A 16,326-nucleotide genomic window follows, 5' to 3' on the forward strand; every position below is an offset into this window, starting at 1 on the left:
CACCGTGGGCATGCAGGGGACTCCGGGCCTCCATGTCGTCGGCGTGCGCCACCACAGCCCGGCGTGTGCCCGCGTCGTGGCCCACACGCTGCGCGAGGTGAAGCCCCGCCACGTGCTCATCGAGGGCCCGGCGGACATGAACGCCCGCCTGGACGAGCTGCTCCTCCCGCACGAGCTGCCGCTGGCCATCTTCAGCAGCTACCGCGACGAGTCGCGCACCCATGCCTCGTGGACGCCCTTCTGTGCCTACTCGCCCGAGTGGGTGGCCCTGACGGAGGGCAAGGCGGCCGGCGCGCAGGTGCGCTTCATGGACCTGCCCGCCTGGGACAAGTCCTTCCACGGCGTGCGCAACCGCTACTCGGACGGCGAGCGCCGCACCGCCCGGCTCATCGAGACGCTCTGCCGCAAGCTGGGCCTGGAGGGGATGGATGCCCTGTGGGATCACCTCTTCGAGCAACCGTGCGAGCTGGACACCCTGGCGGAGCGGCTGCGCGTCTACTTCGACTCGTTCCGCGGCGAGGAGGAGGCCACCGAGAGCGACCACCGGCGCGAGGCCTTCATGCTCGCGCACGTGGAGGCCGCGCTGGCCCTGGGAGACGGGCCCGTGCTGGTGGTGTGCGGCGGCTTCCACGCGCCCGTGCTCGCGCGGGCCACGGTGAAGCCGGGCACCCCCTTCCCCGAGACGCCGAGCCACCCGTCCGCGCGCAGCTACCTCGTGCCGTACAGCTTCCGCCGCCTGGACTCCTTCACCGGCTACGAGTCCGGCATGCCCTCCCCCGCCTTCTACCAGGCGGTGTGGGAGCTCGGTCCCGAGAAGGCCCCGGAGCACATGCTCCGCGCCGCCGTCACCCGGTTGCGCGGCCGCGGACAGCACATCTCCTCGGCGGACCTGATCGCCACCTCCGTCATGGCCGAGGGACTCGGACGTCTGCGCGCCCACTCGGCCCTGGCGCGCTCGGACCTGCTCGACGGCATGGCGGCCGCCCTGGTGAAGGACGCGCTCGACGTGGCGCTGCCGTGGACGATGCGCGGCGTCCTCTCCCCGGACACGGATCCGCTCCTCGCCGAGGTGCTGCGCGCCTTCTCGGGCGAGCGCACGGGCCGCATCAGCGACCTCACCCCGAGGCCCCCGCTGCTCGCCGACGTGGAGCGCGCCCTGACCACCCACGAGCTCCGGCCGCAGGGGCGCGCCCGGAAGGTGAACGTGGAGCTGCGCGAGCCGGCGCACCTGGAGCGCAGCCGCACGTTGCACCGGCTGCGGGTGCTCGGCATCCCCGGCTTCACGCGGGACGCGGGCCCCACCTTCCCCACCGAGCCCGTGCTCCAGGAGTCCTGGACGGTCTCGCCCTCGGAGGACTTCATCTCCTGGGTCATCGAGGCCTCGGGCTGGGGTCCCACGCTGGAGGGAGCGGCCACCGGACGGCTCGAGGAGGCACTCGGCACGGCGGGCCCGGACCTGGGCAAGCTCGCGCTGCTGCTCGCCGAGAGCCTCTTCATCGGCGCGAAGGGCCTGGCGCAGCGTGTGCTCGAGAGCGTGGCCGCGCAGGCCCTGCACGAGCCGGATCTCACCCGCCTGGGCACCGCCCTGGAGCGGCTGCTCTCCGTGTGGCGCCATGACGTGCTGTTCGGCGCCCAGGGCTCGGCCGAGGTGGGCACCGTCATCGCGGCGGCCTTCGATCGGGGACTCTGGCTGCTCGAGCAGCTCGACGGGCCCGCGCTTCCCGCGGACGAGGGACACCTGCGCGCCATGGCCGCGCTGCGCGACACGCTCCGCTTCGCGGGCCGGGCCCTCTCGCTCGACGAGACGCACGCCGCCGCAGTGTTCGAGCGCCGCATGGCCGATCTCCGCGCCCCGCCCGCCGTGCGAGGTGCCGCGCTCGGGGCGCTCTGGTCCCTGTCCCGCTTCTCCGACGAGGCCAGCGCCGAGGCCGCCGCCATCCGCGCGACCCGGTCCGCCGCACGTCCCGCCATCCTGGGCGACTTCCTGGCCGGCCTGTTCCGGCTCGCCCGCGAGCAGGTGGTGCGCGCGCCGCCCGTCACCGCCGTGCTGGACGAGGTGCTCCGCGAGCTGCCCCAGGAGGACTTCCTCGTCGCCGTCCCGGCCCTGCGCCTGGCCTTCGGCTTCTTCCCGCCCCAGGAGAAGGAGGACATCGCCCGGTCGATCCTCACGCTCCACGGCAAGGATCCCTCCGGCGCCCGGTCACTGCTCCGCCTCGAGGTGGCTCCGGCGATCGTCGCCGCGGGCGCGGCGCTGGACGAGGAGGTGGAGCAGGTGCTGGCCCGCCATGGGCTGCTGCGGCCCCCCGAGGGAGGTGCACGATGACGCTGGATCCCCTGGCGCGCTGGCGCCTCGTGCTCGGCGAGGCTGCCGAGGGAGCACTCGGCGGCAGCCTGGACGCGCAGGGCCGCGCCATGAACGCGGCGCTCGAGTGGCTGTACGGGCGCGAGGGAGACCTCGCCGAGCGCGACGTGCGGGGGCGTCAGGGCGGCCTGGGCCCGTCCTCGCTCAGCGTCCCGGACTGGATCAACGAGGTCCACACCCTCTTCCCCCAGGAGACCATCGAGCGCCTCGAGCGTGATGCCGTCGAGCGCTACAAGATCGACGAGGTGGTGACGCGGGCCGATGTGCTCTCGCGCGTGGAGCCCAACGAGACGCTGCTGCGCGCCGTGCTGCGCACCAAGCACCTCATGAATCCCGAGGTGCTCGCGGTGGCCCGCCGCATCGTCGAGAAGGTGGTGCGCGACCTGATGGAGAAGCTCAGCAAGGAGGTCCGCCAGACCTTCTCGGGCGTGCTCGACCGGCGCCGCCGCTCGCCGCTGAAGGTGGCGCGCAACTTCGACTTCCGGCGCACGCTGCGCGAGAACCTGGACCGCTACTCCCCCACCGAGCGCAGGGTCTCCATCGAGCACGCCGCGTTCTTCTCGCGCACCCGGAAGTACACCGAGCGCTGGCAGGTCATCCTCCTGGTGGATCAATCCGGGAGCATGACGTCATCGGTCATCCACTCGGCCGTCACCGCGGCCTGTCTGTGGGGGCTGCCGGGCATCCAGACGCACCTGGTCGCCTTCGACACCGCCGTGGTGGATCTCACCCGCGAGGTGACCGATCCCGTGGAGCTGCTGATGAAGGTGCAGCTCGGAGGCGGCACGGACATCCAGAAGGCGGTGGCCTACGGCGCGGGGCTCATCGAGTCCCCTCGTCGGAGCATCGTCGTCCTCATCACCGACTTCTACGAGGGCGGCGGCCCCGAGCTGCTCGTGCGCCGCGTGAAGGAGCTGTGTGCCCAGGGGACGAAGGTGCTGGGGCTCGCGGCGCTCGAACCGGATGCGACCCCCAACTACGACCGGGACCTCGCCCGGCGGCTGGTGGACGTGGGCGCCCACGTGGGAGCGATGACGCCCGGCCAGCTCGCGGCGTGGATCGCCGAGAAGGTGCGCGCATGAGCCGCCCGGATCTCCTCGCCCTCACCCCGCAGGCCGTCGCGAGCGTGTCCAACCTGGGCCTGGTGAAGCGCGCCCAGAAGGAGCTCGAGCAGGGCAAGGGTCCCCGGCTGGAGGAGCTGGCCGATGGCACGGTGGTGGGCACCTTCGAGGAGGGCATCACGGCCCGGCTCCTCCCGGGCAAGAGCCTGAAGGACAGCCCCTGCTCGTGCAACTCCACCACCGTGTGCCGGCATCGCGTGGCCGTGGCACTCGCCTACCCGGCGTTCGCCCACGCCTCGAGCGCGGCTGCGGCACCGGAGAAGGCCGCGGAGGCCACGCCGGAGCCACCCTGGTCCCCGGGCTCGGTGGAGGACAAGACCCTGGAGGAGGTGGTTCCCCGCCGCTCGCTGGAGCGGGCCGAGTCCCTCCGCGAGCGCGGCTACCTCGCGCAGGTGCGCCGGGGGACGTTCGTGGGCGAGGACATTCCCACCGTGTCGCTCGCCACGTGCACGGTGCGCTTCCTCGTGCCGCGGAACCTGGGCTACGCGCGCTGCGACTGCTCGGTGGGCACGGGCTGCGAGCACCTGCCGCTCGCCATCTGGGCCTTCCGCGCCGCCGACGCGAAGGACCCCACGAGCCGCGAGCTCTCCGTCGAGGTGGCGCGAGGACACGTCGCGTCGCACGAGGGCGGGCCCGCGATGGACGCGGCGAGCGATCTGGCCAGCTTCCTCCTGTTGGAGGGCGCCCAGCACGCCAGCACCGGCCTCGCGGGGCGCTTCGCGGTGGCACGCGCGAGCCTCGCGGACGTGAAGATGGCCTGGCCGCTCGCGGCGCTGGAGGAGCTGGAGGATCTGCTCGGCGCCTACGTGAGCCGAGGTGCCCGCTACACCCCGGCGAAGCTCTCGGCCACCCTGGCGGAGCTCCTCGCCCGGCTGCGCGCCGCCCGCACCTCGGGCGCCGTCCCGCCCCGCGCGGTGCTGGGCATGGACGAGGCCCCCGAGACGAAGCTCGACTACGTCCGGCTGGTGTCGCTCGGAGCGCGGCTGTTCGCCGATGGCCGGGAGCGCCGCGCGGAGCTGGTGCTCGCGGATCCGGCCAGCGCGAGCCTCCTCGTCGTGCGCCGCGCCTTCACCTACGCGGAGGATCAAACCCCCGAGGACGGCGCCGAGCTCGGACGCCGCCAGGGGGCTCCCGGTGCGACCCTCGAGGCCCTCGCGCGGGGACAGGTGGTGACCTCGGGGGCCACGCGCCTGCCGGATCGCCTCGTGGTGTTCTCCACGCGTGGGCTGCAGCGCACCTCGGTGACGCCGCAGTCCGGGGACTGGAGCCAGCTGCCGGCGCCATTGCTCGTGAAGGATGTCTCCGCGCTGGAGGCCTCCCTGCGGGCCCGGCCTCCGCGCTTCCTGCGGCCCCGGCAGCTCGCCGAGAACGTGCACGCCTTCGAGGTCTCCCGCGTCGTGGACGTGTCCTATTCTCCGGGCGCCCAGCTGGTGCGCGCGGAGCTGGAGGACGCGAGCGGGCACGGCTTCCTCGTGGAGCTGTCCCACCGCGCCGTGGCCCCTGGGGCGCTGGATGCGCTCGCCGAGGGACTGGCCGGAAAGCGCGGGGCGCCGCGCTACGTCTCGGGTGAGGTGCGGAGGACCGCCCGGGGCCTCGTCGTCGAGCCGCTGGCGCTCTCCTGCGAGGGCTCGGGGGTGGTGGTGCTCGACGTGCAACCCGCCACCTCGACGGGGCCGCTGCGAACCTCTGGGGACAGGCCAGCCCTGGAGCCCCTCCCGGCGGCCCTGGCCGAGCTGGAAGGCTGTCTCGCGGACGCGGTGCACCAGGGCCTGCGCCACGTCGTCCCGGCCTGGGGCACCCGGCTCTCCACCGTGGCCGCGCGGGTCCAGGAGCTGGGGATGAAGCGCTTGGCGCAAGACCTGGGCGCGCTCGCCACGAAGCTGGACGCGGCCCGCGCCTCCGGACTCCCTGGCGACGAGGCGGCGCTCGCGGCCGCCTGGGCCGATGCCGCCCTCCGCGTCACCGTGGGGCTCGAGCAGCTCGGGGCGTAGGCCCCCTCCCTACTTGTCAGGAATCAAACACTCTGATGAGTCTGGAAAGTTTCAGTTGAAAACCTCAAATTTAGAGGTACCTTGTATCCCACGAAAGCATCGGCAAACCCACACGGGGCCGTGCGCGTGGGGCCGTTGGCATTCGGGAGGGTAACCACGGGCAGATTTTTCTTCTTCATGTCGTTGCAGGGCTCAACCTGTTGCATCCCGCGGAGGTGTTCCGATGAACGACGAGCACAAGCCGGAGTCCACATACGGGGATGAGTGGTTCGCGCTCGAGGACGGGCTCACGGGCTCGCGCCGGAACGTGCTGGGGGCCCCCTACGTCCCCCTCCGCGCCTCCTCCGTGGCATCCGCCGCCCCCGCCAGGAAGCAGGCAGCACCCGCGGCCGCCCTGGCGCGGTTGCCGGAACAGTCGGAGCTGCTGCTGGAAGCCCGGCGGCTCTTCGATGCCATGGGCGTTCACCTGCCCCAGCGCATCAGCGCCGAGGAGCTGGGTGATGCGCTGGAAGCCCTCCAGCGGATGGTGAGGGCGGGAGAGTCGACGTGGAGGATCCAGATGAGGATCCTCTCCACCCTCTTCTGGGTCAGCGCCCACACGGTGCAGGACGGCGTCCACGCGCTCCTCGGGGCGGAGACGGCGGCCACCGGCAACAACGGCCAGGGCCACGAGTAGCAGGAGCACCCGGGCGGGGCCGCGATGGCCCTGCCCGTCTTCGACACCCCCTCTGGCTCACAAGGCGTAGCGCTCGGCGTCCCGCCGTTTGAGATCCAGGCCCATTCCCGGCCTGGACAGGTCCGGTGTCAGCGCCCCCTTCACCGGGCTGCGCGCGCCATCGAAGAGCATCTGCTCGATTCGCACGTGATCATGGAAGTACTCCAGGTGCACCAGGTTGCGCGCCGCGCAGGCCACGTGCAGGTGGAGGCTCGGCGCGCAGTGCCCCGACAGCGGCACCTGGAAGCCCTCGCAGAGCGCGTCCACCTGCAGGAAGCCCGTCACCCCCAGGCACCGCGTCGCGTCCGCCTGCAGCACGTCCACCGCCTGGGCGCCCAACATCCTCCGGAAGTAGATGGCATCCCAGCCGTACTCCCCCGCCGCCACGTTCATCCCGCTCGGAAGCCGCTGCCGGAGCAGGTGCAGCCCCTCCAGGTTGTCGCTCGACACGGGCTCCTCGAACCAGACGACGCCCGCCTCCGCGAAGCGGTCCGCCATCGCCAGCGCCTGCTTCGCCGTGTAGGCGCCGTTGGCGTCCACGAAGAGCCGGGCCTCGGGCCCAATGGCCCGCCGCGCCTCCGCCACCCGTTTTGCGTCCTCGTCCGGGTGGCTGCCCACCTTCATCTTCACCCGCGGAATCCCCTGCTCCACCCACCCCGAGAGCTGCTCCCCCAATCGCTCGAGGGAGTACGAGGTGAAGCCGCCACTGCCGTAGACGGGCACCCAATCCCTCGCGGCCCCCAGCAGCCGGACCAGCGGCACGTCCAGGAGCCGCGCCTTCGTGTCCCACAAGGCCGCGTCCACCGCGGAGAGCGCCATGGCCACCAGGCCCGGCCGCCCCTTGTTGCGCACCCGCATCAGCAGCGACACCATCCGCGCGGGCACGTCCATCACGTCGTGGCCCTTCAACTCCTCGGCGAGCGTGCCGTGGATGAGGCTCGCCGCCGAGGCATCCGCGTACGTGTAGCCGAGCCCCCGCGTGCCCCCCGCCGTCAGCTCCACCACCACCAGGGTGGTGCTGTCCCACTCCGCGGTGCCGTCCGCCTCGGGCGCGTCCGTGGGTATCTCGTAGGCCCGGGCCTCGATGCGTTCAATGGGGACGACGTCGCCGCGCTTCCGGACCATGGCCGCTCCAGCGTCAGTCCTTCTTGTGGGGCTTGAACTGCTCCACCATGCCCTTGAGGGACTGCTTGATGAGCCCGGCCGCCTTCTCGTCTCCCCTGAAGATCGCCTCGGAGAAGTGCTTCGCCTGCTCCAGGGTGATGTGCGGCGGCAGCGGCGGCACGTCCGGGTCCACGTACGCCTCGAGCAGCACCGGGCGATCCGCGCTCAGCGCCTGGTCCCACGCGCGGGCGATCTGATCCGGCTTGTCCACGCGGATGCCGCGCAGACCGAGCGACTCGGCGTACCGGGCATAGGGGAAGTCCGGCAGATCCTGCGAGGCCGGGTAGCGCGGGTCTCCCGCCAGCACGCGCTGCTCCCATGTCACCTGGTTGAGGTCGCGGTTGTTGAGCACCAGCACGATGAAGCGCGGGTCCTTCCACTCCTTCCAGTACTTGGCCACGGTGACGAGCTCGGCGTTGCCGTTCATCTGCATGGCGCCGTCACCCACCAGGGCGATGACGGGCCGGTCCGGGTAGGCGAACTTGGCGCCAATGGCATACGGCACGCCGCAGCCCATGGTGGCCAGGTTGCCCGACAGCGACGCCATCATCCCCTTGCGAATCTTCAAGTCGCGCGCGAACCAGTTGGCCGCCGAGCCCGAGTCCGACGAGAGGATGACCCCGTCCGGCAGCTTGGGCGACAGCTCGTGGAAGACGCGCTGCGGGTTGATGGGGTTGGCGTCGTTCATCGCCCGCCCCTCCACCACCTTCCACCACTGGCGGATGCCCTTCTCCAGCCCGTCACGCCAGCTCCGGTCCTCCTTGCGATTGAGCAGCGGAATGAGCGCGCGCAGCGTCTCCTGGGAGTCGCCCGTGAGCGGCACCTCCATGGGGTAGCGGATGGCGAGCATGCGGCTGTCCAGATCGATCTGCACTCCGCGCGCCTGGCCCTCGGGCGGGAGGAACTCCGAGTAGGGGAAGCTGGTGCCCACCATGAGGAGGGTGTCGCACTCCATCATCATGTCCCAGCTGGGCTTGGTGCCCAGCAGGCCGATGGCGCCGGTGACGAAGGGCAGCGCGTCCGGCAGCACCGCCTTGCCCAGCAGCGCCTTGGCCACGCCCGCGCCCAGCAGGTCCGCCACCTCGATGAGCTCGTCCGCCGCGCGCAGGGCGCCGGCCCCCACCAGCATCGCCACCTTCTTGCCGGCGTTGAGCACCTCGGCGGCGCGCTTGAGGTCCTTCTCCTGGGGAATCACGCGCGGCTCGCTGTAGCCCACGCTCGAGTGGATGGAGCCGTGCACGCGCGGAGGCGGCTGGTACGTCTCCTCCTGCACGTCGTTGGGGATGATGACGCACGTCACCGTGCGCTCGGCCCGGGCGATGCGCACGGCCCGGTCCACCGCGTGGCGGATGGCCGAGGGGTTGGAGACCATGACGATGTACTCGCTCGCCACGTCCTTGAAGAGCACGGGCAGATCCACCTCCTGCTGGTAGTGGCCGCCCAGGCCCATGCTCTTCTGCTGGCCCACGATGGCCACCACGGGCTGGTGGTCCAGCTTGGCGTCATAGAGGCCGTTGAGCAGGTGGATGGCGCCGGGGCCCGAGGTGGCCACGCACACGCCCACCTCGCCGGTGAACTTGGCGTGGGCGCACGCCATGAAGGCGGCCATCTCCTCGTGGCGTGTCTGGATGAACTGGAACTCGGAGTTGCGGCCGAGCGCACCGAGGATGCCGTTGATGCCGTCTCCCGGGTAGCCGTAGAGGCGGCGGATACCCCACTGCGAGAGGCGATAGAGCAGGTAGTCGCTGACGGTGGCACTCATCTGGGCTCCCCATCTTCCAGGCGGTGAAATCGCACTGGCTGAAATTGGGGTTGGCCCGGGAACGATGGGAACCCACGGGGAGCGGACGAGGGAGCCCACGCGGGCCCCTCTGAATCACCATCTTTCCCCTGCAGAGGGGTGCCTAGCTTCACACGGGGAGAAATCACCCATGCGTCCCATGGCCACCATCCAACGCGCGCTGTCGAGGGTGTCACGCAAGCGGCCGCTCTCTCACTCGCTCCCGGGCTCGCAAGGAGGCGATCTCCTGGTGGACGTACGCGGGTTGGAGGCCGACCTGCACCGCGCCGTGAAAGGCGAGGTCCGCTTCGATGACGGCACGCGCGCGCTCTACGCCGTGGACGCGTCCAACTACCGCCAGGTGCCCCTGGGTGTCGTCATTCCGCGCAGCATCGAGGACGTCATCCAGACGGTGCGCATCTGCCGCGACCACGGCGCGCCGCTGCTGTCGCGCGGTGGCGGCACCAGCCTCTGCGGCCAGACCTGCAACGTGGCCGTGGTCATCGACTGGATGAAGTACCTCCACCAGGTGCTGGAGGTGGACCCCGGCACCAAGACGGCCCGCGTGCGGCCCGGCGCCGTGCTCGACGATCTGCGCGAGCAGGCCGAGCGCTACCACCTCACCTTCGGCCCGGATCCGGCCACGCACTCCCACTGCACGCTGGGCGGCATGATTGGCAACAACTCGTGCGGCTCGCACGCGCAGATGTCCGGGCCCGTCGCCCACAACGTGCTGGAGCTGGACGTGCTCACCTACGATGGCCTGCGCCTGAAGGTGGGCCCCACCTCGACGAAGGAGGAGACGCACACCACGCGCGGCCGGGCGCACCTGCTCTTCGAGATGCTGCAGGGCCAGGTGATCCGAAAGGGCTGGCGCGACGAGAACGTGAAGCGGTCGCTGGACCTGTGCCTGGCGTGCAAGGGCTGCAAGGGCGACTGCCCGGTGAACGTGGACCTGGCCACGCTCAAGGCGGAGTTCCTCTCGCACTATTACCAGGGGCACCTGCGCCCGAGGCCCGCCTACGCCATGGGCCTCATCATGTTCTGGGCCCGCGCGGCCAGGGTCGCGCCGGGGGCGGTGAACTTCCTCACGCAGCACTCGCCGAGCAAGGAATGGCTGCAGAAGCTCGGAGGCATGGCGACGGAGCGGAAGATGCCCCGCTTCGCCCCCGAGTCCTTCCAACACTGGGCGGCACGCCGGCCGGTGTCCCAGGGCAAGGGACGGCGGCGGGTGATGCTGTGGCCGGACACCTTCAACAACCACTTCTTCCCGGAGACGGGGGCCTCGGCGCTGGAGGTGCTGGAGGACGCGGGCTTCGAGGTGGTGGTGCCCCAGGGCTTCCTGTGCTGCGGCCGGCCCTTGTACGACTTCGGCATGCTGCCCACGGCGAAGTGGCTGCTGAGGCGCACGCTCCACCGGTTGCAGCCGTACATCGAAGCGGGCGTTCCACTCGTGGGGCTGGAGCCGAGCTGCGTGTCCGTGTTCCGCGACGAGCTGCGCAACCTCTTCCCGGACGCGGGCCTGGCCGAGCAGCTGCGGCGGCAGACGTTCCTCTTCAGCGAGTTCCTCGACACGTACGCGAAGGACGCGCGGTTGCCGCGCCTGGAGAAGAAGGCGGTGGTGCACGGGCACTGCCACCACAAGTCGCTCTTCCAGCTCACCGACGAGAAGTCCCTGCTGGACAGGCTGGGCCTGGACTACGAGGTGCCGGAGACGGGCTGCTGCGGCATGGCGGGCTCGTTCGGCTTCGAGGCCGGAGAGAAGTACGAAGTCTCCCAGAAGGTGGGCGAGCGCGTGCTGCTGCCCAAGGTGCGGGAGACGCCCAGGGACACGCTCCTCATCGCCGATGGCTTCAGCTGCCGGGAGCAGATTTCCCAGAACACGGATCGCCAGGCGCTGCACGTGGCGCAGGTGGTGCGGATGGCGAAGGCCTACGGGGCGGCGGGCCCCTCGGGCGAGTACCCCGAGCGTGGCTGGGTGACGAATGGGTTGGGCAAGCCTCCGCCCCGCTGGGGACTGCGCGCGGCGGTGGTGGGCGTCGTGGGCCTGCTGCTTGGGGGTTCGTGGCTGCTGCGCAACGGCGCCTCTTCAACTGGTCACTGGCGGGCATACCCGTGACGTGGGGTTGTAATCCTCGAAGTCCGAGGTAGTCTCCGCGGCCCATGGACACTCCCCTCTCGACCCGGACCGCGATCCTGACCGTGCTGGTGCAGGACAGGAGTTTCGGACTGGAGCTGATCGAGAAGGTCCGTGCGCGGACCGGGGGGAAGATCGTCCTGGACGAGGGCTCGGTGTACCCCGCCCTCAAGGCGCTCGAGCGCGAGGGCCTGGTGCGCAGCTTCGAGGGAGAGCCCCTGGCGGAGCGCGGGGGCCGGCCGAGGCGCTACTACGAGCTGACAGGCAAGGGCCGGCGTGCCGCGCTCGAACAGAAGCGGTCCGTGCCCGGAGGACTGCTGAGACCCGCGGGAGCCTTCTGAGTCGCCACCGCGTGCTCGGTTATGCGGTATAGGGGTCCAAGGCTCACGCCCCCCCATATGCTCTGGCTCCTGTTCGCAGACACCGTCCCGGAGTTCATTGCCTGCCTGTTCGCGGTGGGCACCCGTGCGCCGCTCAGCTCCCGGAATTTTCCCCTCGAGGGGGCACCATGACGGCGGAGCGGAACACGTCGGAGGCCCGGCTCGCGGGCATCATCTCCCTGGCCGCGGACGCCATCATCTCCGTGGATGGCCAGGGACGCATCACCCTCTTCAACTCCGGGGCGGAGCAGATCTTCGGCTACAGCGCCCAGGAGATCCTCGGTCAGCCGCTGGAGCTGCTCCTCCCCGAGCGCTTCCGGGGCGGCCATCCCGGGCACCTCGACGCCTTCGGACGGGGGCCGGTGGCCTCCCGGAGGATGGCCGAGCGCCAGCCCATCTTCGGCCGGAGGAAGAACGGAGAGGAGTTCCCCGCCGAGGCCGCCATCTCCCGGATGGAGGTGGAGGGCGAGCGGGTGCTGACGGCCATCCTGCGGGACGTCTCGCTGCAGAAGCAGGTGGAGGCGGAGCACCGTTTCCTGGCGCGGGCCGGGGAGACGCTCTCCAGTTCCCTGGACGCCGAGCGCACGCTGGCCGAAGTGGCGAGGCTCACGGTGGAGTCGCTGGCGGACTGGTGCATGGTGTACGTCTCGGAGGGCGAGCACGTGCGCCGGCTGGAGGTGGCCCACCACCTGCCCGGACAGCGGGAGCTGGCCACGGCCCTGCGCGAGTCCCGCATCGACATGAGCCGGCCCTTCCTCGGGCGCGACGTGCTGATGCGGCGCGAGCCCCTGCTCATTCCCGTCATCACCCCCGAGGCGCTGGAGTCCATGGCCCAGGGCGGCGAGCACCTGTCCCTGCTGCGGCGGCTCGAGCCGCGCTCGCTCATGGGCGTGCCGCTCGTGAGCGGTGAGAAGCTGCTGGGGGCGTTGCTCTTCATCTCGACCCGCCCGGGGCGCGGCTATGGCGCGGCGGACGTGGAGTTCGCCCAGGGGCTGGCACGGCTGGCGAGCCTGGCCCTGGAGAACGCCCGGCTCTACCAGTCCGCCCAGCGCGCGACGAAGGTGCGCGACGAGGTGCTGGGCATCGTGGCCCATGACTTGCGCAGCCCGCTCAACTCCATCTCCCTTTGGACCCAGGTGGTCGAGCGGCAGATCCAGAAGCTGGGCCCGGCGGACCTCCAGACGCGGAGCCAGGAGGCCCTGGGCTCCATCGCCTCCGCGTGCCGGCGCATGAGCCGGCTCCTCCAGGATCTCCTGGACGTGGCGCGGCTGGAGGCGGGCCGGCTGTCGTTGAGCGTGAGCCCCCAGACCCCCGCCAGCCTGCTCCGGGAAGCCGTCGACTCGGCCCGTCCCGAGGCCACGGGGCTCCAGCTGCACCTGGAGGCACCCCAGGAGGCGCCCCCGGTCCTGGCCGATCGCGATCGGCTGCTCCAGGTCTTCTCCAACCTGCTGGGCAACGCGGTGAAGTTCACGCCTTCGGGAGGGGAGATCCGGGCGGGCGCGAACGTGGAGGGCGAGGAGGTCCGCTTCTATGTGCGCGATACCGGTCCGGGGATTCCCGCCGAGTCGCTCGTGCACATCTTCGATCGCTTCTGGCAGGCGAACCGGGCGGACCGCCGCGGAGCGGGCCTCGGGTTGTCCATCGCCAAGGGCATCGTCGAGGCGCACGGGGGAAGGCTCCAGGTGGAGAGCGAGCCGGGCCGTGGCAGCACCTTCTCCTTCACCGTGCCTGCCGTGCCTCGAGCGAAGCCGCGCTGAAACGCCATGACCTCCCCTCTCCTGCTGACGATCCTCGTGACCACGCTCACCTCCAACACGCCCCCGTCCCCGGAGTTCGGCGCCGACGCCGCGACGCGCTTCGCGCAGCTGGCGCTCGCCTGCGTCCACAAGGAGTACCCGAACAAGATCGCGCACGTGATGACGGGCGACGCGGATGTGCGCCCGCCTCGCGAGCTGACCCCGGCCTTCTACGGCTGCTACGACTGGCACTCGGCCGTGCACGGGCACTGGCTGCTGGTGCGGCTGGCGCGGACCTTTCCGGAGGCGCCCTTCGCCGCGCGCGCCCGGGAGGCGGTGGCGAAGAGCCTGACGCCCGCGAACATCGAGGCGGAGGTGCGCTACCTGAGCGCCCCGGGCCGGGTGTCCTTCGAGCGCCCCTATGGGCTGGCGTGGCTGCTCCAGCTCGCGGCGGAGCTGCGGGAGTGGGACGATCCCCAGGCACGCGAGTGGTCGGCCACGCTGAAGCCGTTGGAAGCGCGCGCGGCCGATCGGATCCGGGAGTGGCTGCCCAAGCTCTCGCGGCCCATCCGCGAGGGCGAGCATGATCAGACGGCCTTCTCCTTCGGGCTCATCCTCGACTGGGCGCGGCGGGCGGAGGATCGCGCGATGGAGCAGTTGCTGACGTCGCGGGTGGAGACCTTCTACGGGAAGGACGTCCGGGGCCCGCTCGCGTACGAGCCCTCGGGGCAGGACTTCCTCTCGCCGTGCCTGGCGGAGGCCGACCTGATGCGGCGGCTCCTCTCTCCGGCGCGCTTCGCCACGTGGCTGCGCGGCTTCCTGCCGGAGATTCCCACGGATGGCTCCACGGCCTGGCTCGCCCCGGCGGTGGTGACGGACCCGAGCGATCCGAAGCTGGCGCACCTGGATGGCCTGAACCTGAGCCGGGCGTGGATGCTGGACGGCATCGTGTCCGGACTGCCGCCCGCGGACAAACGGCTGCGCTCGCTGCGGGCGACGGCGAAGCTCCACCGCGAGGCGGGGCTCCAGGCGGTGACGGGAGCCCACTACGAAGGCGGACACTGGCTGGGCAGCTTCGCCGTGTACCTCGTCACGAACAGGGGCCTGCGCAAGCCCTGACGGAGCGGCTCACCCCCCGCTGCCGGGCTGGCGAGGCTCCGCTGGCGAGGGGATGAGGATGAGCGCCTCCTGCGGCGGGATGAGGTACTCCGCGCCCTTCTCCGTCACCACGGCCATCTCCTCGACGGAGAGCGTCTTCGTCTCGCCGGGAGTCGCGAGCTTCCAGGCGAAGAAGCCGTCGAAGCCGAAGACCTGACCAGGACGCAGGGGCCGGAGCGCCCAGCCCTCGGGCGGCTTGCCCTTCTGCGCACCCGAGAGCGCCGGGCCCACGTCGTGCGCCCAGTAGCCCACGGGGTGGCCCGTGCCCCACATCACCGGCTCCGAGCCCGCCTCGCGCATCCAGTCCCGCTGGGCCTTGTCCACGTCATAGCCGCGCACCCCGGGCTTCATGGCCGCGAGCGCCACGCGGCTGCCCTTCTTCGACTTCTCCCACTTCTCCAGTGCCTCGGCGGGAGGCCGCGTCTCGCCCGGGGCGAGCACATAGGCGAAGCGCTGGATGTCGGTGCTCCACATCCCCTCCACCTTGATGCCGAAGTCCATCTGGATGAAGTCACCCGGCTGGATGACCCGGTCGGTCGCGTGCGAGTGGCCCCGGTCCGGGCCGGAGTTCACGTTGGGGTTCTGGTCGGGCTGCCAGCCGTCCTCCACGCCCAGCTCGGCCATGCGCTTCTTGAGGAAGCGCGCCACGTCCGAGTCACGCGTCCTGCCCGGAACGACGGTGCGGTAGGCCTCCTCCTGGAGCGAGGCCGTCAGCGCCGCGGCGCGCCGCATGATCTCCACCTCCTCGGGGAGCTTCACGGACAGCCACTCGAAGACGAGCTCCTCGGCGGAGACGATGCGGCGGCGCAGCGCGGGAGAGAGCGCCGCCTCGAGCCGCTGACGCTGGGTGGCCGACAGCCCGTCCGCCACGGTGAGGTGGCTCGAGGAGTTCACCGCGATGCGCTGGGGCTTCGCCTCGGCGAGCGCCGTGGCCACGCGGGCGAACAGGTCCGTGCCGCGCTCCAGGGAGACCACCTCGTCGAAGGGGCCCACGTCCTGGAGGGCCTTGGCCTCACCCGCCGGAGACAGCGCGAGCGAGCGCACCCCGCCCTTCTGCTTCAGGAACAGGAAGGCCGCCTGGGCCCCGGTGTTCTCACAGCCCACGTGCATGGCCAGGGGATCGTTGTCGTTCTCGCGGCAGATCACGACCCAGGCATCCACCTGCGCCAGCTCCATGGCGCGCGGGAGCAGTTGCTGGATGCGGGCCTTGCGGATGCGGGGCCAGGAGCTCTGGGCGTGGGAGTCGGCGGCGCTGGCGGGCAGCGCCGTCAGGAGCAGCAAGGCGGAAATCAGGGCACGGCGCATCGAGGTGGGGCCTCCGGACGAGCGACAGGGCCCACCATTCTCACACGTCCCGCTGGACCGCGACCAAACGGATGGCCTTTTCCGGGCACGCGACGACGCACAGGCCACACGCCTGGCACTGGTCCGCCTGGGGCGTATAGGCCGTCTTCCGCCCGTGCACGATGCTCTTGAGCTTCCCGAGCACGGAGAGCCCGGCGAAGTCGGAATCCTCCATGCGGCGGACCTCGAAGACGCCGTAGGGGCAGACCTCCACGCAATCGCGCTTGCCCTCGCACCTGCTCCGGTCGACCACGGGGACGAAGCTCCCGGCCTCGGCCCGGCACTGCTCGCCAGGACGATCCGGGTGCGCGGCCGCGCGCCGGGCCTTCTCTCGATTCAGCGACTCTGGCATCAGACGCTCCTCCTCGGCACTGTACCGCTTCGAGGGGTGAGCCGCGAAGGTTGGCGGGCGAGCAGAGGAGCGCCGGGAGGGCATCC

General features: G+C 71.2%; 12 protein-coding genes. 8 read left to right on the forward strand and 4 right to left on the reverse strand.

Features of this window, described 5'->3' with window-relative positions; all coding sequences use genetic code 11:
• The first annotated feature begins 10 nt into the window (after positions 1-10).
• The 4 genes from VFZ09_RS04035 (at position 11) to VFZ09_RS04050 (ending at position 6,150) form a co-directional block, all read left to right on the forward strand.
• A complete protein-coding gene (locus tag VFZ09_RS04035) occupies positions 11-2,323 on the forward strand; it encodes a DUF5682 family protein (protein WP_329726132.1) in 2,313 nt (770 codons plus the stop codon).
• On the forward strand, positions 2,320-3,444 hold the full coding sequence (locus VFZ09_RS04040; protein ID WP_329726133.1) for a VWA domain-containing protein: 1,125 nt from the start codon (positions 2,320-2,322) through the stop codon (positions 3,442-3,444). Before VFZ09_RS04035 ends, VFZ09_RS04040 begins: the two co-directional genes overlap by 4 nt.
• Positions 3,441-5,474: a hypothetical protein gene (locus VFZ09_RS04045; RefSeq protein ID WP_329726134.1), complete on the forward strand. Its 2,034-nt coding sequence runs from the start codon at positions 3,441-3,443 to the stop codon at positions 5,472-5,474. The genes VFZ09_RS04040 and VFZ09_RS04045 overlap by 4 nt, the downstream gene beginning before the upstream one ends.
• A gap of 223 nt (positions 5,475-5,697) precedes the next feature.
• Positions 5,698-6,150 (forward strand): hypothetical protein, encoded by a 453-nt coding sequence (locus VFZ09_RS04050; protein ID WP_329726135.1) that lies wholly within the window; start codon positions 5,698-5,700, stop codon positions 6,148-6,150.
• A 57-nt stretch (positions 6,151-6,207) separates the two neighbouring features.
• Here the strand turns inward: VFZ09_RS04050 and VFZ09_RS04055 are convergent, their stop codons facing one another.
• Positions 6,208-7,314: an enolase C-terminal domain-like protein gene (locus tag VFZ09_RS04055; protein ID WP_329726136.1), complete on the reverse strand. Its 1,107-nt coding sequence runs from the start codon at positions 7,312-7,314 to the stop codon at positions 6,208-6,210.
• Positions 7,315-7,327: 13 nt separating this feature from the next.
• Positions 7,328-9,115, reverse strand: a complete 1,788-nt coding sequence (locus tag VFZ09_RS04060; RefSeq protein WP_329726137.1) for a thiamine pyrophosphate-requiring protein — start codon at positions 9,113-9,115, stop codon at positions 7,328-7,330.
• 169 nt (positions 9,116-9,284) lie between these two features.
• On the opposite strand from VFZ09_RS04060, the gene VFZ09_RS04065 reads away from it, so the two are divergent.
• The 4 genes from VFZ09_RS04065 to VFZ09_RS04080 all read left to right on the forward strand — a co-directional run bounded on the left by VFZ09_RS04065 (position 9,285) and on the right by VFZ09_RS04080 (position 14,505).
• Entirely contained in the window at positions 9,285-11,252 is a 1,968-nt protein-coding gene (locus VFZ09_RS04065) for an FAD-binding and (Fe-S)-binding domain-containing protein (RefSeq protein WP_329726138.1), read from the forward strand.
• 44 nt (positions 11,253-11,296) lie between these two features.
• Positions 11,297-11,611: a PadR family transcriptional regulator gene (locus VFZ09_RS04070; RefSeq protein ID WP_329726139.1), complete on the forward strand. Its 315-nt coding sequence runs from the start codon at positions 11,297-11,299 to the stop codon at positions 11,609-11,611.
• Between the two features lie 167 nt (positions 11,612-11,778).
• Positions 11,779-13,407, forward strand: a complete 1,629-nt coding sequence (locus VFZ09_RS04075; RefSeq protein WP_329726140.1) for an ATP-binding protein — start codon at positions 11,779-11,781, stop codon at positions 13,405-13,407.
• A 6-nt stretch (positions 13,408-13,413) separates the two neighbouring features.
• The gene (locus VFZ09_RS04080; protein ID WP_329726141.1) at positions 13,414-14,505 is read left to right on the forward strand and encodes a DUF2891 domain-containing protein; all 1,092 of its coding nucleotides are present in this window, start codon (positions 13,414-13,416) and stop codon (positions 14,503-14,505) included.
• Positions 14,506-14,514: 9 nt separating this feature from the next.
• On the opposite strand, the gene VFZ09_RS04085 is transcribed toward VFZ09_RS04080, so the two are convergent.
• Both VFZ09_RS04085 and VFZ09_RS04090 read right to left on the reverse strand, forming a co-directional pair.
• Complete coding sequence (locus tag VFZ09_RS04085) at positions 14,515-15,849, reverse strand: M24 family metallopeptidase (protein WP_329726142.1); 1,335 nt, start codon at positions 15,847-15,849, stop codon at positions 14,515-14,517.
• 40 nt (positions 15,850-15,889) lie between these two features.
• Entirely contained in the window at positions 15,890-16,240 is a 351-nt protein-coding gene (locus VFZ09_RS04090; protein ID WP_329726143.1) for a ferredoxin family protein, read from the reverse strand.
• Positions 16,241-16,326 lie beyond the last annotated feature (86 nt).

The organism is Archangium sp. (genome assembly GCF_036277355.1).
Taxonomy (GTDB): Bacteria; Myxococcota; Myxococcia; order Myxococcales; family Myxococcaceae; genus Archangium.